This is a genomic window from Burkholderia metallica, assembly GCF_902832845.1.
Lineage (GTDB): Bacteria > Pseudomonadota > Gammaproteobacteria > Burkholderiales > Burkholderiaceae > Burkholderia > Burkholderia metallica.
In genome coordinates, this window is record NZ_CADFDB010000008.1 from 23,635 (window position 1) to 48,878 (window position 25,244).

21 protein-coding genes and 1 riboswitch are annotated in these 25,244 nt (G+C 67.1%); of the genes, 14 read left to right on the top strand and 7 right to left on the bottom strand.

Annotated elements, in window-relative coordinates:
- The first annotated feature begins 119 nt into the window (after positions 1–119).
- On the top strand, positions 120–1,040 hold the full coding sequence (locus tag HWX08_RS21730) for a LysR family transcriptional regulator (protein ID WP_069259068.1): 921 nt from the start codon (positions 120–122) through the stop codon (positions 1,038–1,040).
- Between the two features lie 19 nt (positions 1,041–1,059).
- On the opposite strand, the gene HWX08_RS21735 is transcribed toward HWX08_RS21730, so the two are convergent.
- On the bottom strand, positions 1,060–1,890 hold the full coding sequence (locus HWX08_RS21735; protein WP_069259069.1) for a helix-turn-helix transcriptional regulator: 831 nt from the start codon (positions 1,888–1,890) through the stop codon (positions 1,060–1,062).
- 238 nt (positions 1,891–2,128) lie between these two features.
- On the opposite strand from HWX08_RS21735, the gene HWX08_RS21740 reads away from it, so the two are divergent.
- The 4 genes from HWX08_RS21740 (at position 2,129) to HWX08_RS21755 (ending at position 8,013) form a co-directional block, all read left to right on the top strand.
- Entirely contained in the window at positions 2,129–3,859 is a 1,731-nt protein-coding gene (locus HWX08_RS21740; RefSeq protein ID WP_174921528.1) for an amidohydrolase, read from the top strand.
- A 227-nt stretch (positions 3,860–4,086) separates the two neighbouring features.
- Entirely contained in the window at positions 4,087–5,202 is a 1,116-nt protein-coding gene (locus HWX08_RS21745; RefSeq protein WP_069259071.1) for a polyamine ABC transporter substrate-binding protein, read from the top strand.
- A gap of 98 nt (positions 5,203–5,300) precedes the next feature.
- Positions 5,301–6,827, top strand: coding sequence for a DUF3138 family protein (locus HWX08_RS21750; protein WP_174921529.1), 1,527 nt, complete (start codon positions 5,301–5,303; stop codon positions 6,825–6,827).
- A gap of 109 nt (positions 6,828–6,936) precedes the next feature.
- Positions 6,937–8,013, top strand: coding sequence for a C45 family autoproteolytic acyltransferase/hydrolase (locus HWX08_RS21755; RefSeq protein ID WP_174921530.1), 1,077 nt, complete (start codon positions 6,937–6,939; stop codon positions 8,011–8,013).
- 58 nt (positions 8,014–8,071) lie between these two features.
- Here the strand turns inward: HWX08_RS21755 and HWX08_RS21760 are convergent, their stop codons facing one another.
- The 3 genes from HWX08_RS21760 to HWX08_RS21770 all read right to left on the bottom strand — a co-directional run bounded on the left by HWX08_RS21760 (position 8,072) and on the right by HWX08_RS21770 (position 10,489).
- Entirely contained in the window at positions 8,072–9,457 is a 1,386-nt protein-coding gene (locus HWX08_RS21760; RefSeq protein ID WP_069259073.1) for an MFS transporter, read from the bottom strand.
- Positions 9,458–9,676: 219 nt separating this feature from the next.
- Positions 9,677–10,045, bottom strand: a complete 369-nt coding sequence (locus tag HWX08_RS21765) for a hypothetical protein (RefSeq protein ID WP_174921531.1) — start codon at positions 10,043–10,045, stop codon at positions 9,677–9,679.
- Between the two features lie 51 nt (positions 10,046–10,096).
- Positions 10,097–10,489 carry a winged helix-turn-helix transcriptional regulator gene (locus HWX08_RS21770; RefSeq protein WP_069259075.1) on the bottom strand — a complete coding sequence of 131 codons (393 nt, stop codon included), beginning with the start codon at positions 10,487–10,489 and terminating at the stop codon, positions 10,097–10,099.
- A 137-nt stretch (positions 10,490–10,626) separates the two neighbouring features.
- Here HWX08_RS21770 and HWX08_RS21775 point away from each other — a divergent pair, with 137 nt between their 5' ends.
- Positions 10,627–11,265 carry a glutathione S-transferase C-terminal domain-containing protein gene (locus tag HWX08_RS21775; RefSeq protein WP_174921532.1) on the top strand — a complete coding sequence of 213 codons (639 nt, stop codon included), beginning with the start codon at positions 10,627–10,629 and terminating at the stop codon, positions 11,263–11,265.
- A 15-nt stretch (positions 11,266–11,280) separates the two neighbouring features.
- Here HWX08_RS21775 and HWX08_RS21780 read toward each other — a convergent pair whose 3' ends face one another.
- Positions 11,281–12,291 (bottom strand): sodium:calcium antiporter, encoded by a 1,011-nt coding sequence (locus HWX08_RS21780; protein WP_174921533.1) that lies wholly within the window; start codon positions 12,289–12,291, stop codon positions 11,281–11,283.
- 68 nt (positions 12,292–12,359) lie between these two features.
- A riboswitch (yybP-ykoY riboswitch) is annotated at positions 12,360–12,528 on the bottom strand.
- A 922-nt stretch (positions 12,529–13,450) separates the two neighbouring features.
- On the opposite strand from HWX08_RS21780, the gene HWX08_RS21785 reads away from it, so the two are divergent.
- Both HWX08_RS21785 and HWX08_RS21790 read left to right on the top strand, forming a co-directional pair.
- A complete protein-coding gene (locus tag HWX08_RS21785; protein ID WP_069259079.1) occupies positions 13,451–15,298 on the top strand; it encodes a S10 family serine carboxypeptidase-like protein in 1,848 nt (615 codons plus the stop codon).
- Between the two features lie 53 nt (positions 15,299–15,351).
- A complete protein-coding gene (locus tag HWX08_RS21790) occupies positions 15,352–15,783 on the top strand; it encodes a 2-oxoglutarate dehydrogenase (RefSeq protein ID WP_069259080.1) in 432 nt (143 codons plus the stop codon).
- A gap of 191 nt (positions 15,784–15,974) precedes the next feature.
- On the opposite strand, the gene HWX08_RS21795 is transcribed toward HWX08_RS21790, so the two are convergent.
- Positions 15,975–17,465, bottom strand: coding sequence for an aminotransferase class V-fold PLP-dependent enzyme (locus HWX08_RS21795; RefSeq protein ID WP_174921534.1), 1,491 nt, complete (start codon positions 17,463–17,465; stop codon positions 15,975–15,977).
- 195 nt (positions 17,466–17,660) lie between these two features.
- Positions 17,661–18,674, bottom strand: coding sequence for an NADPH:quinone reductase (locus HWX08_RS21800; protein WP_174921535.1), 1,014 nt, complete (start codon positions 18,672–18,674; stop codon positions 17,661–17,663).
- A 141-nt stretch (positions 18,675–18,815) separates the two neighbouring features.
- Between HWX08_RS21800 and HWX08_RS21805 the strand changes: the two genes are divergently transcribed.
- From HWX08_RS21805 to HWX08_RS21830, 6 genes are all read left to right on the top strand, one after another.
- Positions 18,816–19,151 (top strand): winged helix-turn-helix transcriptional regulator, encoded by a 336-nt coding sequence (locus HWX08_RS21805; protein WP_107311764.1) that lies wholly within the window; start codon positions 18,816–18,818, stop codon positions 19,149–19,151.
- A 545-nt stretch (positions 19,152–19,696) separates the two neighbouring features.
- The gene (locus HWX08_RS21810) at positions 19,697–20,950 is read left to right on the top strand and encodes an MFS transporter (protein WP_174921536.1); all 1,254 of its coding nucleotides are present in this window, start codon (positions 19,697–19,699) and stop codon (positions 20,948–20,950) included.
- A 146-nt stretch (positions 20,951–21,096) separates the two neighbouring features.
- Positions 21,097–22,026: a LysR family transcriptional regulator gene (locus tag HWX08_RS21815; RefSeq protein WP_069259084.1), complete on the top strand. Its 930-nt coding sequence runs from the start codon at positions 21,097–21,099 to the stop codon at positions 22,024–22,026.
- 115 nt (positions 22,027–22,141) lie between these two features.
- The gene (locus HWX08_RS21820; protein ID WP_174921537.1) at positions 22,142–22,636 is read left to right on the top strand and encodes a cupin domain-containing protein; all 495 of its coding nucleotides are present in this window, start codon (positions 22,142–22,144) and stop codon (positions 22,634–22,636) included.
- Positions 22,637–22,674: 38 nt separating this feature from the next.
- Positions 22,675–23,694 carry a hydroxyquinol 1,2-dioxygenase gene (locus tag HWX08_RS21825; RefSeq protein ID WP_174921538.1) on the top strand — a complete coding sequence of 340 codons (1,020 nt, stop codon included), beginning with the start codon at positions 22,675–22,677 and terminating at the stop codon, positions 23,692–23,694.
- Positions 23,695–23,769: 75 nt separating this feature from the next.
- Positions 23,770–25,236 (top strand): aldehyde dehydrogenase family protein, encoded by a 1,467-nt coding sequence (locus tag HWX08_RS21830; RefSeq protein ID WP_174921539.1) that lies wholly within the window; start codon positions 23,770–23,772, stop codon positions 25,234–25,236.
- Positions 25,237–25,244 lie beyond the last annotated feature (8 nt).

A 25,244-nucleotide genomic window follows, 5' to 3' on the forward strand; every position in this document is an offset into this window, starting at 1 on the left:
GCGCGCCGCTGCCGATGGCGGCGCGCGTCCGGTTCGGTTCATCGGCGAAGGCGCCCGGCGCGACGTGCGATGCGTGTCGCGCCGGCCCGGCAACGCGCACACGCGCAGCGGCTTGAAGCATGTTCTCGAATACCTCCGATCTCGATCTCCGGCTCATCCGGGTCTTTCTGGCCGTCGTCGACGCACGCGGCATCACGGCCGCCGAGGCGTCGCTCGGCGTGCGGCAGTCGACCATCAGCACGCAGCTGTCGGCGCTCGAAGCACGCGTCGGCTTCAAGCTGTGCGATCGCGGGCGCGGCGGCTTTCGCCTGACGTCGAAGGGCGAACGCTTCGCGGCTACCGCGCGCACGCTCGTCGCGGCCACTTCCGAATTCGTCGCGCGGGTGCGCGACATCGACCGCAAGCTGGTCGGCACGCTGTCGATCGGCCTGATCGGCCAGGCGCCGCTCGTCGAGAACGCGCGCGTGGCCGATGCGATCGGCGCATTCCGCAAGCGCGACCAGGCCGTCACGTTCGCGATGAAGGTCGCGTCGCCGCAGGAACTCGAGGAAAGCCTCGTGAACAACCAGCTCGATCTCGCGATCGGCTATTTCTGGCATCGCGTGCCGGGGCTGCTGTACACGCCGCTCTTCACCGAGCAGCAGGTGATCTACTGCGGGCGCGGGCATCCGCTGTTCCATGCGTCGCGGCCGGTGACGGCGGACGATCTGCAACAGCACGACTGGGTATGGCGCACCTATCCGGTGCCGGAGGAGCAGTATCCGCTGCCCGAGCGCCGCGTGACCGCGAGCGCGGACAGCATCGAGGCCGCGACGATCCTGATCCTGTCGGGCGGCCATCTCGGCTACCTGCCCGCGCACTACGCGGAGCCGTTCGAGCAGCGCGGGCTCGTGAAGGCCGTCGGACGCACGACGTTCAGCTTCGACGTGCCGCTGCATCTCGCGATGAAGCGCAGCGCGAGCGACAAGCCGATCGTCGATGCGTTCTGCGAGGATCTGCTGCGCGCGTTCAACATCAAGGCGGCCGCGCTGGCCGCTTAGGGCCACGCACGGCGCGCGTTCAACAATCGACCAGCGCCCAGTCGAACAGCTCGCGGCGCGTGCGCACGCCGAGCTTCGCGAACGCGCGCTTCACGTACGACTCGGCCGTCGACAACTTCACGTCGAGCTGCTGCGCGGCCTCGGGCACCGAGCGCCCGCACAGCATCAGCCGGCAGATTTCGTGCTCGCGGCGCGACAGTTGCACGTCCTGCCGTTCGAGGCGCGCGTCGAAGCGCGCCTGCGACGCGGTATTCACCGTGCCCGACGCCACGCGCCGCGCCGCGCAGCTGCGCGCATGCAGCTCGAACATCGGGAACAGCAGGTCGACCATCTGCCTGAAATGGAACAGCTCGTCCCTCGTGAACGCGGGCCGCCCGACGGTGCGCGCGAGCCCGAGCGCGTATTGCAGGTGCGCGTTGCCGTGCACGAGCATGCATTCCTGCGCGATGCCCGGTTCGTCGAAGATCCGGCGGCGGAATTCGCCCTGCGCGATGCCTTCCACGTCGCGCTGCACGAGCAGCGTGCCGGGCTTGCCGCGCAGCGGCACGACCAGCGGGTCGGCGAGGCAGTAGTCCTGATAGTAGACATCCATCACGCGCAGCGTATCGGCCGCGAAACGCAGGCTGCCGCTGCCGAGCCATTCGACGACGAAGCCCGACGTGCTGCCCGCATCCGCGCGCCAGCGTTCGAGGTGCACGGCGTCGGCGTCGATGCTGTCGTTGACGAACTCGGTGACCGCGCCGACGAAATCCGGCGTGCCGACCGCGCGCAGCGTCGCGCCGAGCGTGTCTGGGCGCACGCCGATCAGGTAGTGGCCGCGGGCGGCCGGGTCGGGCTGGAGAAGTCGCATGGTCGGGCATCGGCGGTCAGGGGACAGCGCGACGTTACGCGAACGCCGTGCACGCGTCAGCCGGGAATTCACCGGATCGGCCCCACGAATTTCAAGCGTTGTCCCCAAAACGACGACAAGCCTGCGCGCGCGGCGGCCGGAATTCGCCGAAGCCCCGGCGGCGGGGGGGCATACCGCCGCGAATCGTCTGCCTATAGTGAAAGCACTTCGAAAACCTGATCAACAGAAAGGACAGGCCATGCAGATGCAACCGACGCCCGCCGCAACGGATTCGACGCCGGCGGATTTCGTTCTGACCAACGCGAAGGTCTACACCGTCGATCCGCACCGGCCGTGGGCGCAGGCCGTCGCCGTGCGCGACGGCCGGATCGTTTTCGTCGGCGATACGGCGGCCGTGCAGGCTTGCGTCGGGGCGGACACGAAGGTCGTCGATGCGGCCGGCCGGCTCGTGCTGCCGGGCTTCGTCGAATCGCACTGGCACTTCGAGACGACCGCGTTCGCGTTCCAGGCGTTCGTGAACTACGAGGATCCGCAGAAGGTGCTCGCCGCGCTGCGCGCGTACGTCGACTCGCACCCGGACGAGCCGGCGATCACCGGGATGGGCTGGGTGCAGGCGACGATTCCGCCCGCGCTGCTGCGCAGGCAGACGCTCGACGCGATCTGCGCGGATCGCCCGGTGTGCCTGCTGTCGACCGACTTCCATTCGATGTGGGTGAACTCGAAGGCGCTGGAGATCGCCGGCATCGATGCGGCGACGCCGCCGGTGCAGGAAGGCGCGAGCTGGTTCGAGAAGGATGCGGTGACCGGAGAGCCGACCGGCCTGATCGTCGACGGCGCCGCGTATTCGCTGGTGTTGCAGCGGATCAGCGCGGCCGGCCTGCTGCCGACCGGCATCGACCTGTACCTGAAATCGATCCCGCCGTGGCAGAAGAAGCTGTGCGCGGCCGGCGTGACGACCGTGTTCGACGCGGGCTTCTTCGACGCGAGCGGCGACCAGTCGCTGCTGTACGAGACGCTGCAGACGATGGAGCGCGCGGGCGACCTGAAGCTGCGCGTGGTGGGCAGCGTCGCGGTGATCGGCGAGGCTGACGACCCCGTCGGCACGCTCGTCGAATACCGCGAGCGGTACGATTCGCCGCTCGTGAAGGCGCGCGCGCTGAAGCTGTTCCTCGACGGCACCGAGGCGAACCACACCGCGTACCTGCTCGAACCGTACGCGGACCGCCCGGACACCCGCGGCGCGCCGACGATGCCGGCCGAGACGTTCAACCGCTACCTGGTCGAAGCCGATCGTGCGAACGCGAACGTGATGGTGCATTGCGTGGGCGACGCGGCCGTGCGGATGGCGCTCGACGGCTTCGACGCGGTCAACCGCACGAACCCGCCGCGCGATCGCCGCCACGTGATCACGCATGCGTTCCTCACGCATCCGGACGACATCCCGCGCTTTCGCCGCGCCGGCGTGATGGCGAACACGCAGCTGCAGTGGGGCGTGGTCGACGCGTACACCGAGCAGTTGCGCGACCACTACGGCCACGAGCGATGGAGCAACATGTACAAGTTCCGCACGTTCGTCGACGCAGGCGTGACGGTGTCGATCGGCATGGATGGCCTCGCGTGCCAGTGCCGCTGCCAGCACAAGCCGCTCGAACACATCGAGTCGGGCCATACGCGCCAGCTTGCCGGCGAGCCCGATGCGCCGGTGTTCCCGGACATCGCCGAGCGCCTGAGCATTCCGCAACTGATCGCCGCGTACACGATACACGGCGCGTACCAGCTCGGGATGGAGCACGAAGTCGGCTCGCTCACGCGCGGCAAGCGCGCGGATCTCGTCGTGCTCGAAAACGACCTGTTCGAAGTCGGCCAGTACGACATCGGCCGCATCGACGTCGCGCTGACGATGATGGGCGGGCGCATCACGCACGTGGGCGACGACTTCGGCGTGCGTACCGGCGTGCAGGCATCCTGAGCGTCGGCCCGGCTGGCCCGGCCCGGCCTGACGAAGCGACGGCGGAGGCTTTCAACCGGCTTGCGCCGTTCGTCGGCCCGCGCATCCGGCCGGAACCGGACGCGCCGATTGTGCGGCGTGTCCCCCTATTGGCAGGGCAGACCGGCCAATTTCCTCTGGCTACATTTTCCCGGACCGAAGCACACACCGCTCGTCACGAGCGGATCACGACATCGACGGAGGAAACCATGGCAGGGGATTGGGGCAAGCATCTGGGAACGGCATGCGCGGCGCTCGCGCTGGGCGGCTGCCTGTGGGCCGGCATGCCGGCCGCGCACGCGGCGGACGTCGTCAACGTGTACAACTGGGGCAACTCGATCGGCAAGGCGACCATCGCGAACTTCGAGAAGGCGACCGGCATCAAGGTGGTCTATCAGGAGTTCGATTCGAACGAGACGCTGCAGGCGAAGCTGCTGTCGGGCACGTCGGGCTACGACGTCGTCGTGCCGTCCGACATCTTCTGGGCGCGGCAGCTGCAGGCCGGCCTCTACCGCAAGATCGACAAAAGCCAGGTGCCGAACTACGGGCTGCTCGATCCGGACATCATGAAGGTGCTCGCGAAGGACGACCCGGGCAACCAGTTCGGCATTCCGTGGACGTGGGGCACGGATGGCCTCGGGATGAACGTCGAGAAGGTGAAGGCCGCGCTCGGCAACGACGCGCCGCTCGACAGCTGGGCGCTGCTGTTCGATCCGAAATACGCGCAGAAGCTGAAGCACTGCGGCGTCTCGGTGCTCGATTCGCCGGTCGATGCGTTCGGGATGGCGTTCGTCTATCTGAAGAAGGACCCGAACACGACGAACCCGGCCGACTACCAGGCCGCGTACGAGCTGCTGAAGACGGTGCGGCCGTACATCACGCAGTTCAATTCGAGCAGCTACATCAACGATCTCGCGGGCGGCGACATCTGCCTCGCGCTGGGCTGGTCAGGCGACGTGAACTCCGCGCGGATCGCGGCCGCCGCCGCGAAGAAGCCGTATCACATCAAGTACGTGATCCCGACCGAAGGCAGCGCGATGTGGTTCGACATGATGGCGGTGCCGAAGGATGCGCCGCATCCCGACGCCGCGCTGAAGTTCGTCAACTTCGTGCTGTCGGAGAAGGAGAGCGCGAACCTGACGAACGACACGTCGTATCCGTCGGCCGTGCCGTCGTCGCGGCATCTGGTGCGCGCCGAAGTGACGAGCGATCCGGCCGTGTTCCCGCCCGCCGACGTGATCCGCAGGCTGAGCCTCAGCAAGCCGGTGCCGCCCGAGCTGATGCGCCTGCAGAACCGGCTCTGGACGAAGCTGAAGACCGAGTAAGCCGGCCGCTGCGTCTTTTCACTCCCATGTACCTTTCGTGCGCCCCGCCGCTGATCGCAGCGGGCGGGGGCGCGCGCGTCCCGACGACCACCCACACCATGAAAATCACACACATGACGGCGCTGTGCGTGCTTGCGTTCGAAGCGGCTTGCGCATTCGCGCACACGCCGCGGGCAACCGACGCGAGCAGGATGCAGGCGCTGCAGGCGCAGGTCACCGCGCTGCAGCAGCAGGTGAACGAACTGCGCGCGAGCATGCTGGCGGCGCAGCCCGCCGGCGCGGCAACGGCTGCCGCACCGGCCGCCGATGCAGCGCCGGCCTTCACGAACGACGACCTGCAGCAGATGCGCGAGCAGATCGCGAACGCATCGCTGAAGGTCGACTCGCTGCAGGAAGCGGCGACCACCGGCCCGCTCGCGGGCCTGAGCATCACCGGCTACGTCGATCCGGTGTACCTGTTCAACCGCGCGCAGCGCACGTCCGGCTTCCAGTTCCTGAATCACGACCCGGGCGCGTACGACTACTTCAACAGCACGATCGGCGACGTCTACCTCGACATCAAGAAGACCTTCGGCGTCGGCCCGATGGCGCCGTCGGCGGAGGTCGTGATCCAGCCGAACCGCGGTTTCGGCAACGTGTTCAGCAATTCGCACGGCGGCGTCGGCAACAACATCGTCACGCAGGCGGTGGTTACCGTGCCGCTCAGCACGACGCGCACGTTCGAGATCGGGATGATGCCGAGCCTCGCCGGCTACGAGGTGCAGCCGTCGACGCAGATGCTGACGCTCACGCACGGACTGCTGTACGACTTCAGCGAGCCGGGCAACCTGATCGGCGTCGGGCTGAAGGGCTCCAACGCGGCGATGACGCGCTTCTGGCAGGTCGTGATCGGCAACGAGGTGCTGCGCACCGCCGGCGCGATCGCGAACGCGGCGAACAACACGACGAAAACCAACTGGACGCCGACGATCACCGCGCGCTTCGACAACGCGACGTCGACCGCGTTCGACTTCGGCGTGTCCGGGATGCTCGGCCGGCAGTCGCTGTTCTCGCCGTGCGCGCAGGCGGGCGGTTACGGCTACCAGTGCAACGGTTCGTCGCCGACCGGCCTCTACAAGTACGTGGAAGCCGACGTCACCTATACGCACGACAAGACGCAGGTCAACGCACAGGTGGACTACGGCGAACTGCAGAAGGGCGCATGGAACGGCGGCACCGCGCGCTGGTACGGGATGTCGCTGCTCGGCCATACCAAGTGGACGACGTCGTGGGTCGGCCGCATGGGTGCGACGCTGCGCTTCGACTACCTGAACAACACGTCGAACGGCGGCGGCGGCACGAACATCCAGTACGGGCTCGCGGGCGGCAATCCGTCGGTGAACGGGTCGAGCGGCTTCGGCATCGATCCGGCGTGCTTCCAGGGTTCGTCGACGAACGGCACCGAGTGCAAGGGCGCGCAGCGCTATGCGATCACGGCCGACCTGCTGTTCTATCCGACGCAGCAGATCACCGTGAAGCTCGAATACCGGCACGACGCGGCGAACCATCCGGTATTCGTGAAGAACGACGGGTCGTACTCGCGCAGCAACGACCTGGCCGGGATGCAGTTCATCTATTCGTTCTGACCGCTTTTTCCGCTCCGGCCGGCGCGTGTGCCGGTCGGTCAGTTGCACGACGCATCCCGTTGCGGGCCGCGCGGGCCCGGAACGCATCCCACACACAGGAGATTCGACCTTGAAGCTGCACACCTTCGTGACCGACGTCACCGATCCGCGCGAGCGCGGCCGCCTGATCGGCGAGCGCTTCGCGCCGGCGATCCGCGAAACGGTCGCGCTGTATCTCGCGTTCTTCCCGAAGCTCGGCATCGCGCCGCAGCGGGCGCGGGAGATCGGCGAAGCGAGCGTCGCCGCGCTCGGCGCGTGGTGCCCGCGTCTGGCCGCCGAAGTCGACGCGATCGCCGACGGCGTCGACCTGCCGCGCTGGCAGCTCGCGTGCCTGAACGCGCGCACCGAGATTCTCGCCACCGCGCCCGCGTCGGCCGAAGGCGAGTGCTCGACGACGGTCTACGCGCCGGCCGGCCCGCACGCACCACGCACGCTGCAGACGTGGGACTGGCACGACAGCCTCGCGCCGCAGGGGCTGCTGATGCGGTTCGCCACGCCGCACGGCCGCACCGTCAAGCTGTTCACCGAATGCGGGATGCTCGCGAAACTCGGCGTGAACGACGCGGGGCTCGGGCTGCACTTCAACATCCTGCATCACGCGAGCGACAACGACGGCGGGGGCGTGCCCGTGCACGCGATCGCACGACGGCTGCTCGAAGACGCGACGACGGTGCAGGAAGCGATCGACATCGCGCGCACCGCGCGCGTGAGCGCATCGACGGTGCTGACCGCGTTCACGCGGCACGACGCGAACCCGCGCGCGGCGAGCATCGAGCTGAGCCCGTCGGGCGTCGGCGTCGTGGTGCCGCGTCCGGACGGCTGGCTGCTGCATACGAACCACTTCCTAGATCGCGCGTTGAGCGGCGGCGAGTGCATGCCCGACAGCTCGACCACGCGCGAACGCTTCGCGCACCTGAACGACGTCGTGAGCGGGATGACGGGCGCCGACGTGCGTGCGCGCGCGGCGGCGATGTGCGGGGCGGCCGGCGACCAGGCGGTGGTGTGCTTCCATCCGGACCTGTCGATGCCCGACACCGAGCGCTGGGAAACGCTGCTGACCGTCGGCATCGATACCGACGCGTGCGCGCTCGACTACGTGGCCGGCACGCCGTACGCGCTCGCGCGCGACGGGTTTCAGCGGTTCTGATCCGCCGGATGCGGGCCGGTGGCGCGGCGTGGGCGGGTTGCCCGTGCCGCGCGCACGCTCATGCGTCGATGCGTTCGACCTTGCCGACCAGCAACCCGTACGACAGGCTGCCGGCAAGCGCCATTGCGGCGATGTAGGTGATCGCGCGCGAGAAGTCCGCGCCGTCCACGAGCAGGCCGATCACGATCGGCGTGGCGATCGCCGACAGGTTGCCGATCAGGTTGAACACGCCGCCCGTGAGGCCGAGCAGCCGCGCGGGCGCGAGCCCCGACACGAGCGACCACGTGATCGACGCGAAGCCGTTGCCGAAGAACGCGATCGTCATGAACGCGATCACCCAGCCCGTCGACGTCACGTAGTTCGCGCCGATGATGCAGGTCGAGATCAGCAGCCCCGAGATGATCGGCAGCTTGCGCGCGAAGCCCTGCGACGCGCCGCGGCGCATCAGCCAGTCCGACAGCACGCCCGAGCACAGCACGCCGACGAACGCGGCGAGGAACGGCAGCGACGCGAGGAAGCCCGACTTGATGAAGTCCATGCCGCGATACTTGACGAGGTAGGTCGGGAACCACGTGAGGAAGAACCACAGCGTCGAGTTCAGCGCGAACTGGCCGAGGTAGATGCCCCACAGCTTGCGCCGGCCGAGCACGACGCCGAGGTCGCGCCACGTCGACGGTGCGCGCTCGCTGCGCGCCGCGACGCGGTCCTCGAGATCGACGAGCCCGCCGCCGTCGCGGATCAGCGCGATCTCGGCCGCGTTGACGCCACGGAACGCGCGCGGCTCGCGATACACCGCATACCAGATCGCGGCCCATGCGATGCCGGCAAGGCCGGTCGCGACGAACACCATGTGCCAGCCGAGATGCACCTGCAGCCACGCGAGCACCGGCGTGAGGAACGCGAGGCCGACGAACTGGCCCGACGTGTAGCCGCCGATCGCGCTCGCGCGTTCGCGGGTCGGGAACCAGGTCGTCACCACGCGATTGTTGATCGGATAGGCCGGCGCTTCGAGCGCGCCGACCGCGAGGCGCAGCACGATCAGCCCGACGAACGAACCCGCGAAACCGAGCAGCAGCGTCGCGGCCGACCACAGCGCGAGCGCGCCCGCATACAGCATGCGCGGCGACACCTTGTCGACGAGCCAGCCGCCCGGAATCTGCATCAGCGCATAGGTCCAGCCGAACGCGGAGAACACGAGGCCCGCGCGCACCGGATCGATATTCAGCTCCTTGAACAGCGCGGGCGCGGCGATCGACAGGTTGCTGCGGTCGAGATAGTTGATCACGACGGTGACGAACAGCAGCGCGAGGATCAGCAGGCGCTTGCGGCTCGGCTGCGCGGTCTGTGCCGCGGGTGCGCGGGCGGCGGCGTCGGATGCGGCGCCGGCGTGGGCGGGCTGTCGTTCCGGCGGGTTGGCATGGGTGCGTGACGCGGAAGGGGCCACGATCGTCTCCTGTGTTCTGTGCCCGGCCATCGCCCGCGAGCGGGGCGGCCGGATCGAATAGCTTTGGAGCGAACGTTAGAGCCGTGGCGCGCGGTGCGTCAACATTTGAACAGGCATCCCTATTAATGGGACGTCACGCGCTCACTATGTGGGAAAGGGCGACGAGCGCGTCACGGGCAGGCGCGGGAGCGACGGCGGGGATGAACGGGCCGGCGATGCCTAGCTGGGTGCGCTGTCGTCCTGGTAACCGCTCTTGCCGACGAAGATTTCCTTCAGCGCGGCGCGCAGTGCGACCGGATCGTACTGGCCGGGCGCGAGATGGATCACGTAGCGCGTGTGGCCGTCGAGCCGTGCGGCGACGGCGGGTTCGAGTTCGACGACGATCGCGGTGTCGGTCAGGCGCACCGACAGATCCTTCACGCGCGCGTTGATCTGGTCGCGCACCATCACCTCGATCAGCGCGTCGTCCGGAAAGCGCGACAGCGCGAAGCAATAGTCCTGCTCCGCATCGTGGCAGTAGATGTTGGCGAAGCTGTCGTCGTCGTCGAGGTCGGACGTTGCCGCGCCGATGGTGGCATGGAGTTCCATGAACGGGGGTTCCTGGGTAATGGGTTATCGGGGTTATCGGGGTTATCGGGGTTATCGGGGGGAGCGGGTTGCCGTTTCGATCGCAGTCGCGGCGTCGGGCGTCGAAGCGGCATCGCACGGCGCATCGGCGTCGCGCGCCTTCAGCCACAGCCCGAATTCGCGCATCACGTCGACCACCGGCCGCAGCCGGTCGCCGTCCGCGCTCAGATCGTACTCGACCCGCACCGGCACTTCCGGATAGACGGTGCGCCGCACGAGCCCGGCGTCCTCTAGTGCGCGCAGGTCGAGAGTCAGCATCCGCTGCGAGATGCCGGGCATGTCGCGCCGCAGGTCGCTGAAGCGCCGCGGCCCGTCGAGCAGGTACGACACCAGCAGCAGCCGCCAACGGCCGCCGAGCAGGCGCATCGCTTCTTCAACGGAACAACCTGTCGCACTCGTTTTCATCCTGCTGAACCCTGGTCGGTAAATTTTTTGTGACTACGGCACAAACGACTGCCGTCTTCCCGGCGCTGCGCCGATGCGAGATAGTAGCGCCCGCGTCGCGGCGAATCGATACACGGACAACGAAACGAAGGACACGCATGAAGCTCTATCACGCTCCCGGCAGCTGTTCGCAGGCCATCTGCATCGTGCTGCGCGAAGGCGGCCTCGACGCGGAGATCGTCAAGGTCGACCCGCGCAAGCATGTGCTCGAGGACGGACGCAACTACTACGACGTGACCGAACTCGGCTACGTGCCGCTGCTCGAACTCGACGACGGCACGCTGCTGCGCGAAGGGCCGGCGATCGCGCAGTATCTCGCGGATCTGTGTCCGCACGCCGCACTTGCGCCCGCGTACGGCACGCTCGCCCGCTATCGGCTGATGGAGTGGCTGAACTTCCTCACCGCGGAAATCCACAAGGGTTTCATTCCGCTGCTGTATGCGGTGCAGGCGGGGCAGTACGTCGACCCGGCGAGAACGAAGCTCGACAGTCGCTTTGCGTGGATCGACCGCCAGCTTGACGGCAACGCGTTCCTGACGGGCGACACGTTCACGGTCGCCGATGCGTACCTGTTCGCGCTGACAGGCTGGGGCAAGGCCGCATGGATGCGCTCCGTGTACCACGCGGATATCGACCTCACCCGGTATGCGCATCTGCGCGCGTGGTACGAGCGGGTGCGGGCGCGGCCGGCGGTGCAGCAGGTGCTGCAGGGCGACGCGCGGCCGAACGCGGCCTGACACAGCCCGACGCGTTCAGCGCGTCAGCGCCAGCACCAGGTACGCCGCATAGCCCGCGCCGTTCGCGAGCAACGCCCAAACCGCGAGCCCGCGCGTGCGCGCATTGATGCGCAGCCACACGGCCGCCGCGAGCGTGATGATCACGCCGGTCAGCACTTCGGGGCGCGGCTCCCACGGCGTCAGCATGATGCCGATCGCCGGCAGCAGCGTGCCCTGGAACACCATCGCGCCGGTGATGTTGCCGAACGCGAGCGTATCCTTCCCGCGGCGAATCCACAGCACGCTGTTGATCTTTTCCGGCAATTCCGTCGCGATCGGCACGATGATCAGCGACAGCAGCAGTGCCGACACGCCGAGCGCGTGCGACACGCCTTCCACGCCGTGAATGAAACCCTTCGCACCGCCGACCAGCAGCGCGACGCCGAGCAACAATTGCAGCGCGATGGTCGCCAGGTTGGTCGGCAGGCCCGTACGCGCCAGGAACATCGCATGCGGCGCCTCGGTGCCGTGCCCGGCATCGACGAGCTGGCTTGACGCGCGGAACGTCATCGCCACGTACATCACGTAGATGCCGACCAGCATCACCGCGAGCAGCCCGCGCACGGCCCAGTTGTGATGCGGAACGAACATCGCGACGGTGGCGAGCGAGAACGCGGCGAGGAAGGTGTTCATGTCGCGCACGAAGCCCGTGCGTTCGGGCGCGATCGTGCCGCGCAGCCCGCGCGAGCGGATCACCGCGAGCGTCATCAGGAACGTGGTGAGCGTCGCGAGCATCAGCGGCGCGCCGAGAATCGCGCCGACGCCGATCTCCTCGTTCACGGCCTGGTTCGCGGTGCCGCCCGCCAGCGCGAGCAGCGGCACCATCGTTTCGGGCAGTGCGGTGCCGACGGCCGCGAACAGCGACCCGGTGACGCCTTCGGAAATCTTCAGACGTTCGCCGAGATGTTCGAGCGCATTGGTGAAGACTTCGGCGGCGACGAGGATGACGACCAGCATGAACGCCAGTTCGACGAACATCAAGGTCATGCGGCACCTCCGCAGGCAGCGGCGGCATGTGAGGAGAGAGCGGGGACGAACATGGGGACTCCGTGGTCGGACGCTGACGAACCATGGCACATCCGCCGACGTCCGACCAGGAACGACGCGATGCGCCCATGGTCTCGCCAAGCCGATCAGGCCGAACGCGCCACGGCCGCAGGCCGAGTGTGTTGACGCGTTCGCTTTCCGGGGGCGGAAAGCTGGCTACTCCCCAAAGACGGAAAGCAGTCTAGCCGAGCGGGTCGCTTTCGGCAAGCTTGCGCTTCGGTCTCCGTTCGTCGGGCGGGGAACGCGCGGGCGCGGCGGATGCTTGCGACATGCGGGGTAGCAAGCGGCGTGCGCGCGGCGACGTCACGTACGTGTCGTTTTCGATCATCTGCTGCGAAGCATCCAACCGTTCGCACTCCTCGATGTTCGAACCGATCGGCACTTCGTATGCTTCGGTCGTGCGCGTACGCGACCGCGTGATCTGCGGTGCGGCGGGTTTGCATGCCGCGCGTCGTCGCAACGCGGCCGGCCGCGCGTGTCGCGAGTAAATAATGCCACTGAATTTTTACGGAATGGCAGAAATCGGTATTTTATGGATGGCGTCGCGCGAATGATCGAATAACGATTGAAGCGCTCGAATCATTGAATGGCGGGCCATCTCTGCAGTCATGCAGAATTAATCGGTCGCTGATAATTAAAATGAAAGAATAATCCCGGCGATCTGAAGGCTTGCGAGGCGCTGCATCAACGCCGGCAAAGGATTCCGTTCCATACGGCAAAAGCGCCGATTCCGGCGAATGATTGCCGATAAAGCCCGCAACGCACAAATAATCCCGCTTTCTTTCAATTGGCAGACACTGTCCGCCGTTAGCATTATCGCGGGATTTTTAATATCCGAATGATCTTTGACAACGCGGCGCAGCACCGCCTATTTTTGTGTTGTCATAAATTTGGGTCATATAAAAGTTGTCCAAACTGCAGGGGGCGTCCGAGCACCAATCTCGCCAGCAGTTTGCTGTGTCTGTATCAAGTTCAGTCTCTTAGAAGTCCAATCCCCAACCGCCGACTGCCGACCGTGCAACGCGAGTGGCGGGTCGGTCTGCGCGTTTCGCAGGCGTTGGCGGCCTGTGTGAAGCGGTATCCGAACCAAAGGACAGAGATGAAACCAGACAGGAGCTGTACCGGCAGCCGCCGTGGCCGTCACGGCCGGTTGGCCGGGCTAGGTGCATTGACCGTCATGACCTTGGCGCTCGCCGCGTGCGGCGGCGACGATTCGTCGTCCGTCGGCGCGTCGAGCCTCGCGCAAGCCACCGCCAGCGCACAGGCCGGCGCGCAACAGGCGGCCGGCGCGCAGACGCCGGCCAACCAGCCGTACGTCGACCCGGTCGCGTATTCGATGAATGCGACCGACGGCCTCGCGCCCGCGCAGGTGTCCGAGAAAGCGGCCGTCATGCATTACCAGTGGAAGAACGGCGGCACGACCGTCAACTACACGACGACCACCGGCCACCTGACCGCGCAGGACGCGAACGGCAATGCGGAAGCGTCGATGTCGTATGTCGCGTACACCGCGCCGAGCACGAACGGCAAGCCGCGCCCCGTCACGTTCGTCTACAACGGCGGCCCCGGCTCGTCGTCGATCTGGCTGCGGCTCGGCTCGTTCGCGCCGACCCGCGTCGCCACGCCCGATCCGCTGTTCGGCAGCAACTGGCCGAACTATCCGCTCGTCGACAACGCCGAAAGCCTGATCGATACCACCGACCTCGTGTTCATCGACCCGCCCGGCACCGGGCTGTCGGAAGCCGTGTTGCCGAACACCAACCAGAAGTACTGGGGTTCCGATGCGGACGTGAACATCATGCGCGACTTCATCCAGCGCTACCTGAACGTCAACAGCCGCGGCACGTCGCCGATCTACCTGTACGGCGAATCGTACGGCACGCCGCGTACCGACATGCTCGCGCTCGCGCTCGAATCGGCCGGCGTGCACCTGACGGGCATCGTGCTGCAGTCGGCGATCCTGAACTACTTCGCGGATGCGGTGGAGGCGGTCGCGATCACGCAGTCGACGGAAGGGCTGCTGCTCGACACCGATACGGTGGCCGGCTATCTGCCCGGCTATGCGGCGGTCGCGGCGTACTTCAACCAGGTGTCGCCGGCGCCGGTGAACCAGGATCTGTACGCACTGCAGACGGAACTGTTCACGACGCTGATCTACAACCAGCTGCAGAAGTATTCGCAGTCGTGGGTGTTGAGCCAGCTCGGCATTCCGGATGCGCTCGGCACGCCGGTGTTCCCGAGCGATGCGACGCTGAAGCTGTGGTCGATCCCGTCGAGCCTCACGCAACAGGCGCTGCGCGGCTACTTCAACGCGAATCCGTTCGGCACGAGCCTGCTGCCCGGCACGACGATCGGCCGGTATGACGGCCGCGTGTCGTTGCCGAACTCCGATCCGCGGCTGCAGGACGACGGCGATCCGTCCGATATCCTGATTTCGCAGCCGTTCACGAACGCGCTCGCGACGCAGATGCCGGATTACCTCGGCTACACCGCACCGAACGCGACCTACCTGCCGCTGAACGACAACATCATCGAGGTCTGGGACTTCTCGCACGACGGCCAGCCGATGCCCGACACGATCCCAGATCTGCTCGGTGCGCTGCAGCTCAACCCGAAGCTTCGTGTGCTCGCGGAGAACGGATTCCACGATCTCGCGACGCCGTTCTTCAACACCGAGAAGCAACTCGCGCGGCTGCAGACGGTGAAGGGCCTGAATCCGAAGCTGCAGGTGAACTTCTTCCAGGGCGGCCACATGATCTACCTGGACGACGTCGCCCGTCCGCAGATGAAGCGGGACCTGAAGACGTTCTACAAGGGCGCGCGGATTCCGACGGCGCTGACGCTGCATACGCTGCCGCCGCCGTGGCCGGATGAAAACCCGCCGAGCGTACCGACCGGCAGCGTCCCCGGCGCGACCGCCGGGACGACGCTGGCGGCGGCGCCGTGAGCGGCCCCGAGCGACGGACTCCTTGTCAAAGGAACCCTCTCTTCATCCATTGAATGCGAGCGATCATGTCCCTAATCAAATTGATGCGGCGTATGTCCCCGTTGATCGTGCTCGGTGCCGTGATGAGCAGTGCCTACGCGTTGCCGCCGCAGGCGGTGGCGCCGGTGAAGCTGCCGCGCGGCGGGCACGGTGTCGACGGGCCGTTCTTTCCTGCCACGCGCGCGGCGCCGGTGTTGCCGTCGACCGGCGCGACGCTGCAGCAGCAGGCGCAGCAGCGTGTCGATGCGCGGCTCGGTGCCAATACGGTGCTGAGCAACGGCGCGGCCGTGACGAAGGCGCAGGCGCAGAGCAACGGTCTCGGCTTCGTGTCGAAGCACTTCGACGAGATCGATGCGAAGCACACCGGCCGCGTGACGATGAACGACGTGCGGCAGTTCATCCGGCAGCGGCAGGTGCAGGCGCAGCAGGACCAGCAGGACGAGTGACGTAGCAGGCAGGGCGGCGGCCGGTGCGACATGCTTCGCACCGGCCGCCGGAAGATGAACGACAGGCGCCAGACGGCCTGGCGCGCGCAGCGCCGCCATCGACGCCGGTGAAGTTGCTGAGCGTTACGAGCCGGTGCGTGTCGAACGCGACCGGCGAGCAGCAGAGCGGCGACACCACCCGCGCGACGGGTTCACGCCGAGGCCAGCGCCGAGCGTCGGGCGGACAGGCGATTCCACAGCATGCTGGAGCGGCTGCCGCTGCGGCAGTACGCGAGCACCGGCTTCGGCAGCGTGTCGACCAGTTCACCGAATGCGTCGATCTCCGCGTCGCCGATGCGGTCGCGCTCGACCGGCAGGTAGCGTGCTTCGAGGCCCAGTTCGCGGGCCGCCGCGGCGATTTCGTCGAACGCCGGATGTGCGTCGCCTTCGCCGTCCGGCCGGTTGCAGATGATCGAGCGGAAGCCGGCAGTGCGGATCGCCTTCAGGTCGGCCGGCGTGATCTGCCGCGACGCGGAGAAGCCGTTCGACGCCGTCGCGCGACACTGTTCGATCGCGCTGCGGAAACAGGCGATCGCGAAGTCGACGTCCTGCTCCGTCGTGAAGCGGCCGAAGCTCACGCGCACGGTGCGGCCTGCCGTCTGCGCATCGAGGCCGATCGCGGTCAGCACGTGCGACGGTGCGCCGCTGGTCGAGTTGCATGCGGACGTCGACGACACGGCCAGCGCTTCGCCGAGCATGAACGGGAAGAAGCCGGGCGCATTCACGGTGAGGCTCAGCGTGTGCGGGATGCGGCGCGCGGCGGCCGCGTTCTGCGTGACGTCGCCGAGTGCGACCAGCGCATCCGTCAGGCGGGCGCCGAGCGCCGCGATCCGCGCGGTTTCGCCGTCGAGCTTTTCGGCGGCCAGTTCGCACGCCACGCCCATGCCGACGATCTGGTGCGTGGCGAGCGTGCCCGAGCGCAACCCGCGTTCGTGCCCGCCGCCGTGGATCTGCGGCGCGATCCGGTTCGCGATGTCGCGGCGCACGAACAGCGCGCCGATGCCCTTCGGGCCGTACACCTTGTGCGCGGACATCGACAGCATGTCGATGCCGAGCGCGCGCACGTCGATCGGCGTCTTGCCGAGCGCCTGCGCGGCGTCGACGTGGAGCAGCGCGCCCGCCGCATGCACGATGCGCGAGATCGCGCCGATATCGGTCAGCGTGCCGAGTTCGTTGTTCACGAGCATCAGCGACACGAGGCCCGTGTCGGGGCCGATTGCGGCAGCGACCGCGTCGGCGGTGATTTCGCCGTCGCGCGTGGGTGTGACGAACGTGACCGACGCGCCATGCTTCGACAGGTTCGCCATCGTGTCGAGAATGGCCTTGTGCTCGATGCGGCTCGTGATCAGGTGCCGCTTGCCGGTCGCGTTTTCCGCATAGCCCTTCAGCGCGAGGTTGTTCGATTCGGTGGCGCCCGACGTCCAGACGATTTCGTCGGCATCCGCGCCGATCAGCGCGGCGACTTGCGCGCGGGCCTGCTCGACCTTGTCTTTCGCCAGCCGGCCGGCGGCGTGCGAGCTCGATGCGGGGTTGCCGAAGATGCCGTCGAAGCCGAGGCAGGCCGTCATCGCGTCGATCACGCGCGGATCGGCGGGCGTCGTGGCGGCGTAGTCGAGGTAGTGCAGCGTGGTGGTGTCGCTCATGTCCGTCTCTTGCTCATTGCGTAGTGCGAGAAATGATACGGGGGACAGGAGGGAAAAAGGATCCAAAGTGGGCTGTCGATTCAGCTTGATAGGGAATAACGTTTTCTCGTTTAACGGAATGAGGGAAATTTTTTATCGCATGGCCCGGTCGCCCGCATGCGGGCGGCGGTGCGGCCGGGCCGAGGCCGCCGGCTTTCAAGGCCGGCCGTTTCCGGCCGAATCGAACCGGGTGTGCACGAGCACCTTGCCGACGACGCGGCCGGACTCCAGCGCCTCGTGCGCGTCGACGATGCTTTCCAGCGGAACCTTCATGCCGATTCTCGGCGAGTACGCGCCTGCCGCCACGCACGCGACGACGTCTCTGGCGGCCTGCTGCTTGACGTCGTCGGGCACGTGGTAGATGTAGACGAAGCGCAGGACACAGCCATGCATCATCGCCTTCAGCAACGGAACGGACAGCTCGTCCGTTGCATGGGTCATCGCATAGGAACTGATCACGCCGCCTTGCGACACGCACGCCAGGTCGATCTCGAGATTGGATTTCAGGTCGACGTCGACGATTCGGTCGATGCCGGCTCCTCCGGTTGCGTCGAGAATGCGCGTTGCCGCGTCCGCCGCGTGCCGGTCGACGACCAGATCGGCGCCGTTCTGCTGCGCGACGATCGCCTGTTCGGCGTTCGTGACCGATGCCGCCACCCACGCGCCGGCCCATTTCGCCAGCAGGATGGCCGCGGTGCCGACGACACCCGCGCCACCGTGAACCAGCACACGTCGTCCCGTCAGGCTGCCGTCGGCGAACAGGCAGCGGTGCGCGGTCAACGCCGGGATGCCGAGGGAGGCGCCCACGTCGAACGACGCGTGAGCCGGCAGATGCACCGCTTGGCGCGACGGGACCACGACGTATTCCGCAGCCGTGCCCGTTGCTCGGCCGTATTGCGCCTCGTAAACCCAGACGCGCTCGCCGATGCGCTTCGGCGACACGTGGATGCCGACGGCGTCGATGACGCCCGCGCCGTCCTGATGCGGAACGATGCGCGGGTATTGCAGCGCGGACGAGAACCCGGTCCGCGCTTTCACGTCGGTCGGATTCAGCCCCGACACGTGGATACGGACGCGTACCTCGTCGGGCCCCGGTTCGGGCATCGGCCATTCACCGACGGTCAATACATCCCGGGCTGCACCGTGACGCTCGTAGAAGGCTGCCTGCATCTGTTGCACTCCAATTGTTTTCACCAAGGTGGCAGGCCATGTGGACTGGACTGCCGGACGGGAAAATTCTGGGTCGCAGGGATACGGATCGCAAGTAAGTACGAGTTTGATATATAGGGTAAATATTTATACTATTGGCGCATGGAAAAGACGAATACACACGGGTACCGATGCACGGTGGAGGCGACCGTCGATGTCATCGGCGGAAAGTGGAAGCCGTTGATCATTTACTATCTGCTCAGGGGTACGAAGCGATTCGGCGAGCTGCGCACCGCCATTGGTGGTGTCACGCAGCGCTCGCTGACGTTGCAGCTTCGGGAGCTCGAGGCGCACGGCATCATTGCCCGGGAAGTATTCGCCGAGGTTCCGCCCCGTGTCGAATATTCGTTGACGGAGGTGGGGCGCACGCTCGCGCCCGTGCTCGACGCGATGAAAGACTGGGGCGACGGCTACGTTGCTCACAGTGAAACGCGGTAGATCCGATAGGAATCGTCCCTGAAGCGAAAGCCGGTGGCTCGCCGCGTCGCCGTCGCGACCGAACCGTGCCACGGCAAGCGCCGGATCATCTCGACGGGGCGCTCCTTCAGCCGCCCGGGGGCGGGCTACGTAAAAACCGTCGGGCCGCTGCGTGGATCGAAGCGGCTGCGTCGTCCTTGCCCGCGAAGCGATCCGCGGCTGCCCGATGTCCATGAGGGATTCCCCCTGTCACGCGCGAGCCGGCGTCCCGCCGGTGCCGTAGCCACGGCGTCGCGCTTCCCCGCAGGCGCTTCCCGCCCGTCGCCCCCGATTATTTGCGTTTCGCGAATGGCGCGTTCGCCGGTTGTTCGATACCCGATTCGCGCCCTTGCACCTATCGTGGTGACGTCGGCCGCATGAACGCAATGCATCGCAACGCAACACGTCGCACCCGCACCGCGGCCGGCACTTCCCCGCGACTCGCGTCGCACACAAAAGACATCGGACCTAGCTCATGCGCAGGCGCCGCAGCGCGCGCAGGCGAACCTGTGTCCACGGAGACGGACATGAAAGCAAACGAGTGGGATACCTCATACGAGTGGAAGGCGGTCACGCTGCTGGCGCTCGGCTTCGGGCTGGTCGGCCTCGACCGCTGGCTGATCGCGCCACTGTTCCCGTCGATCATGAAGGACCTCAACCTGAACGCGCAGGATGTGGGCAACTGCATCGGCGTGCTCGGCCTGTCGTGGGGCATCTTCGCGGCGCTGATGGGCGGCATGTCCGACAGGATCGGCCGCAGGAAGGTGCTGATTCCGGCCATCGTCGCGTTCTCGCTGCTGTCGGGTTTCTCGGGCCTCGCGGGCGGGCTGCTCGGGCTGATGGCGATTCGCGGCCTGATGGGCGTCGCGGAAGGCTCGTTCTGCCCGACCAGCTTCGCGGCGACGGCCGACGCGTCGCATCCGCGGCGGCGCGGGCTGAACCTCGGCCTGCAGCAAAGCGGCTTCGCGCTGTTCGGGCTCGCGTTGTCGCCGATCATCGCGACGCAGTTGCTCGGGTTCGTGTCGTGGCGCTGGGTCTTCGCGCTCGTCGCCGTTCCCGGCCTGATCCTCGGCGCGATCATGTTCTTCGTGATCCGCGAGCCGAAGGTCGCGAAGGAAACCGCGTCGGAGCATGCGCCGGCGTCTCTCCGCCATGTGCTCGGCAGCCGCAACATCCTGGTCGCGATGGCCGCCCTGTGCTGCGCGATGACGGGTGTGTTCGTGCTCGGCGCGCTGCTGCCGCTGTACCTGACCGACTACCTCGCGCTCGGCACGCAGAAGATGGGCCTCGTCGTGTCGGCGATCGGCTTCGGCGGGTTTCTCGGGCAGTTCGGGCTGCCGGGCCTGTCCGACCTGGTCGGCCGCCGCCTCGCGAGCATCGTCGGCTTCGCGGGGACGGCCGTGATGCTCTACCTCTTCCGCGGCCTCGGCCCGCAGCCGCTCGCGCTGTTCGGCGTGCTGTTCGTCGCGTCGTTCTTCACGCTCGGGCTGGTGTCGCTGCTGTCCGGCCCGGTGGCGACCGAGGCCGCGCCCGTCGGGCTCGTGTCGACGTCGATCGGCGTGGTGGTCGGCGTCGGCGAGATCTTCGGCGGCGGCATCGCGCCGGCGATGGGCGGCTACGTCGCCGCACACTTTGGCATCCAGAACATTCTGTGGCTGCCGATGGTCGCGGTGCTGCTGGGCATCGTGGTCAGCCTGCTGCTGAAGGAAACCGCGCCGGCCGTGCTGCAGCGCCGCGCGGCCGTGCAGCCGGCGCTGGCGGCCGGCGAGCAGTCGCAGTAAGGCCCGCGCGGGGCGGCGGGCGCAGGCGTGGGCCGGCGCCGCCACCGATTGACATCCATTGCGTGACACAGTGACGCCTTTCGCATGACCCAGCCCGTTATCCGCGCGGTTAGACTGCCGGTTTCGCTGTCGAAAAAGGGCGCGGCATGGACCGGTTTCTGAGCATCGAGGCATTCGTCAGGGTAGCGGAGGCGAGCAGCTTCGCCGAGGCGGCGCGGCAGCTCGGCGTGACCAGCTCGGTCGTGACGAACCGCATCCAGCAGCTCGAGAAGTTCGTCAACGCGCCGCTGTTTCATCGCAGCACGCGCCACGTGCGCCTGTCCGAAACGGGCGAGGCGTTCTATCGCGAGTGCGCGGAGGTGGTGGGGCGCGTCAACGAGTTGACGGACCAGATGCGCGAACTTCGCGCGACGCCGACCGGGCGGCTGCGCATCCAGATGCTGCCCGGTTTCGCGCTCGATCACTTCGGCGCGCCGCTGATGGCATTCAACCGGCGCTACCCGGGCATTCAGCTCGACGTCATCGTCAACGACCGTGTCGTGGACCCCGTCGAAGAAGGGTTCGACATCGCGTTCCAGATCTTCCCGCCGATCTCCGAGTCGCTGATCGAACGGCGGCTGTTCACGGTCAGGCGCCTCTTTTGCGCGTCGCCCGCCTACCTTGAAGCGCATGGTGCGCCACAACATCCGCGCGACCTGCTGCAGCACACCACCGCGCTCTATTCGGGCTATCCGTCGCGCAATCGCTGGACGATGACGCGCGGCGACGAGGTCGTCGAAATGGAGCTGCCCGGCATGATCCGCTCGAACTCCGTGCACCTGCTGCGCGAGTACGCGCTGTCGGGCGGCGGCGTCGTGTGTCTGCCCACGCTCGTGGCGAGCGACGCGCTCGTCGCCGGCCGGCTGGTGCCGATCCTGACCGACTTCCAGCTCGCGCCGCTCAGCTTCGCCGCGGTGTATCCCGCAACGCAGCGACAGGCATTGAAGGTGAAGGCGCTGGTCGAGTTCCTCGCGGAAACGATCGGCGACGAATCGCCGTGGGACCGGCCGCTTCTGGAGCGCGGCTGGGTGCGTTGAACCGCGCGGATTATTCGCGAAACGCAAATGCCGTAGTCGCCGTCCCGTGCCTTGTTGCGGCGGGGCCTTGCCCCTAGAGTGGAATCCAACAAGCGGTTCAACTCAGGAGACAGAAATGACCGACACGGCATTCCATACCGTCTTTGGCTCGCTCGCCGGCTACCGGAAGGGCGAGATCGAAATCACCAGCGGCAGCGCCCAGCACTACGCGTTCTCGAATGTGTTCGAGATCGCGTCGAAGTCGGCCCCTTACGAAAAGGTCGTCGCCGGCAAGAACCTCGAATACGTGATCGAAGTGCTGAGGACCGACGGCCAGTCGCCGTGGTTCGCCTGCGCGCACGACGAGTTCGCGATCCAGATGGATGGCGAAGTCCGGATCGATTTCATCAAGCTCGATACGCCGCCGCAGTCGGCGCGCGGCACCGTGCGCGCCGGCGCGGAGCCGGCCGGCCGGAAGATGGGCTACGTCGTGCTGCGCCAGGGCCATCAGGCGCTGCTGCCGGCCGGCTGCGCGTACCGCTTCACCGCGAGCCAGCCGGGCGTCGCACTCGTGCAGACCGTCCTGGGCGAGCTGTCCGTCGAGAAGTGGGCCGACATCTGCCTGCACTGATCCGTCCGACCTCATTCGACATTTCCAGGAGACACGTCATGGCCACCCTCGACACCCTCGACCTTTCCACGGGCTTCGCCGCCGATCTGGTGCAGGCCAGCGAAGCCGATGCCGTTACCGGCTACCGCCGCTTCCAGCTCGGCGCGTTCGCATTCCAGCGCGACGAATATTTCGTGAAGATCAGCTGGCCCGCGAAAGGCCAGACGCGCACGCACGCGATTCCCGCGGACGCGTTCCTGCGCGCGATGATGCGCGACGTCGCGTGGGGCTTCTTCTACGGCTGGGTGAACTTCGACCACGTGTTCGGCACGCGCAATCACTACGGCAAGGTCGACATGTATGCGGGCACCTTCAACGGCATCCTGAAGGACGCCGGGGTCGACTACACGGAGACCTTCGAAACGCCCACGATCATGGCGACCTTCAAGGCGATGCTGCACGACTGGACGAACGCGGGCTTCGATCCGTTCGCGGCGCCGGAGGAAACCGGGACGGCGTTCGGACGCAAGCACGGCGACAACGGTTCGGCGATCGAGCGCACGCGGATCGCGACGCGCCGCATGCCGGGCCTCGAAGGCGATTCGCCGCTGCGCGACGATCTGCCGGTCAACCGCGCGTTTCTCGACGTCGCGCAGGACGAACCGGAAGTGCACGTCGAGCCGGGCTTCGAAGGCGAACTGCACGCGTTCAACCTGTTCAAGTACCTGTCGCGCTCGGACGTGACGTGGAATCCGTCGGTCACGTCGGTGTGCGGGCGCAGCCTGTTCTGCCCGACCACCGAGGAATTCATCCTGCCGGTGTTCCATGGAAACGACCGCGTCGAATGGTTCCTGCAACTGTCCGACGAAATCGTGTGGGACATCGGCGACAAGAACACCGGCGCGCCGCGCGCACGCGTGACGATGCGCGCCGGCGACATCTGCGCGATGCCCGCCGACATCCGGCATCAGGGCTATTCGACGAAGCGCTCGATGCTGCTGGTGTGGGAGAACGCGACGCCCGACCTGCCGCAGCGCTACGAGAGCGGCGAGCTCGCGCCGTATCCGATCGCGTTCTGACCGGCGCTTCCGTTTCCGCTTTCGCTTCCGCTTTCGCTTCCGCTTTCGCTTCAAGCGATACACCGAGGACGATTCATGCAAACCCAACTCTTCATCGACGGACGCTTCGTCGACGCCGTCGACCGCGGCACGATCGACGTGCTGAATCCGCACGACGGCACCGTCATCACGAAGATCGCGGCCGCCACCGCGGCCGACGTCGACCTGGCCGTCGCAGCCGCGACCCGCGCGTTCCCCGCGTGGTCGGCGCTGCCGGCCGCCGAACGCGGCCGCCTGCTGCTGCGCCTCGCCGACGCGATTGAGGCCAACGCGGAGGAACTGGCGCAGCTCGAATCGCTGGACACCGGCCACCCGATCCGCGATTCGCGCTCGCTCGACGTGCCGCGCACGGCTGCGTGCTTCCGTTATTTCGGCGGCATGGCCGACAAGCTGCAAGGGTCGGTGATTCCCGTCGAAACGGGCTTCCTGAACTACGTGCAGCGCGCGCCGATCGGTGTCGTCGGCCAGATCGTGCCGTGGAATTTTCCGCTGATGTTCACGAGCTGGAAGATGGGCCCCGCGCTCGCCGCCGGCAATACCGTGGTGCTGAAGCCTTCGGAAATCACGCCGCTGTCGACGCTGCGCATCGTCGAGCTGATGGCCGAAGTCGGGTTTCCCGCGGGTGTCGTCAACATCGTGCCGGGCTACGGGCACACGGCCGGCCAGCGGCTCGCCGAGCATCCGGGCGTCGGCAAGATCGCGTTCACCGGGTCGACGGCGACGGGCCGGCGGATCGTCGAAGCGTCGCAGGGCAACCTGAAGCGCGTGCAGCTCGAACTGGGCGGCAAGGGCGCCAACATCGTGTTCGACGATGCCGACCTCGACGCGGCGATCAACGGCGCCGCATGGGCGATCTTCCACAACCAGGGGCAGGCGTGCATCGCCGGCTCGCGTCTCGTGCTGCACGAACGCATCGCGGACGCGTTCCTCGAACGCTTCGTCGCGCTCGCATCGTCGATCCGCCTCGGCAACCCGCTCGATCCCGATACCGAGATGGGGCCGCTGACGTCGAAGCAGCACCTCGATCGCGTGCTGTCGTACGTCGACGTCGCGCGCGAGCAGGGCGGCCGCGTGCTCGCCGGCGGCAGCGCGCCGCAGGACCCGGCGCTCGCCGACGGCTACTACGTGCGCCCGACGATCATCGAGGCCAAGCGCGCGACGGACCGCATTGCGCAGGAGGAAGTGTTCGGCCCGTTCGTCACCGTGCTGCGCTTCGGCAGCGATGAAGAAGCGCTCGCGATTGCCAACGCGACCGAGTACGGGCTCGGCAGCGGCCTCTGGACGCGGGATCTGTCCCGCGCCCACAAGACGGCGTCGCGGATCGACGCGGGCATGTGCTGGATCAACTGCTACAAGCGCGTCAATCCGGGCAGCCCGTTCGGCGGCGTGGGCAAGTCGGGCTACGGCCGGGAAATGGGCTTCGAGGCGATGCACGACTACACCGAGGCGCGATCGGTGTGGGTCAACGTCGACGGCAACGTGCCGCCGCACTTCAAGCGTTGAGGATTGCC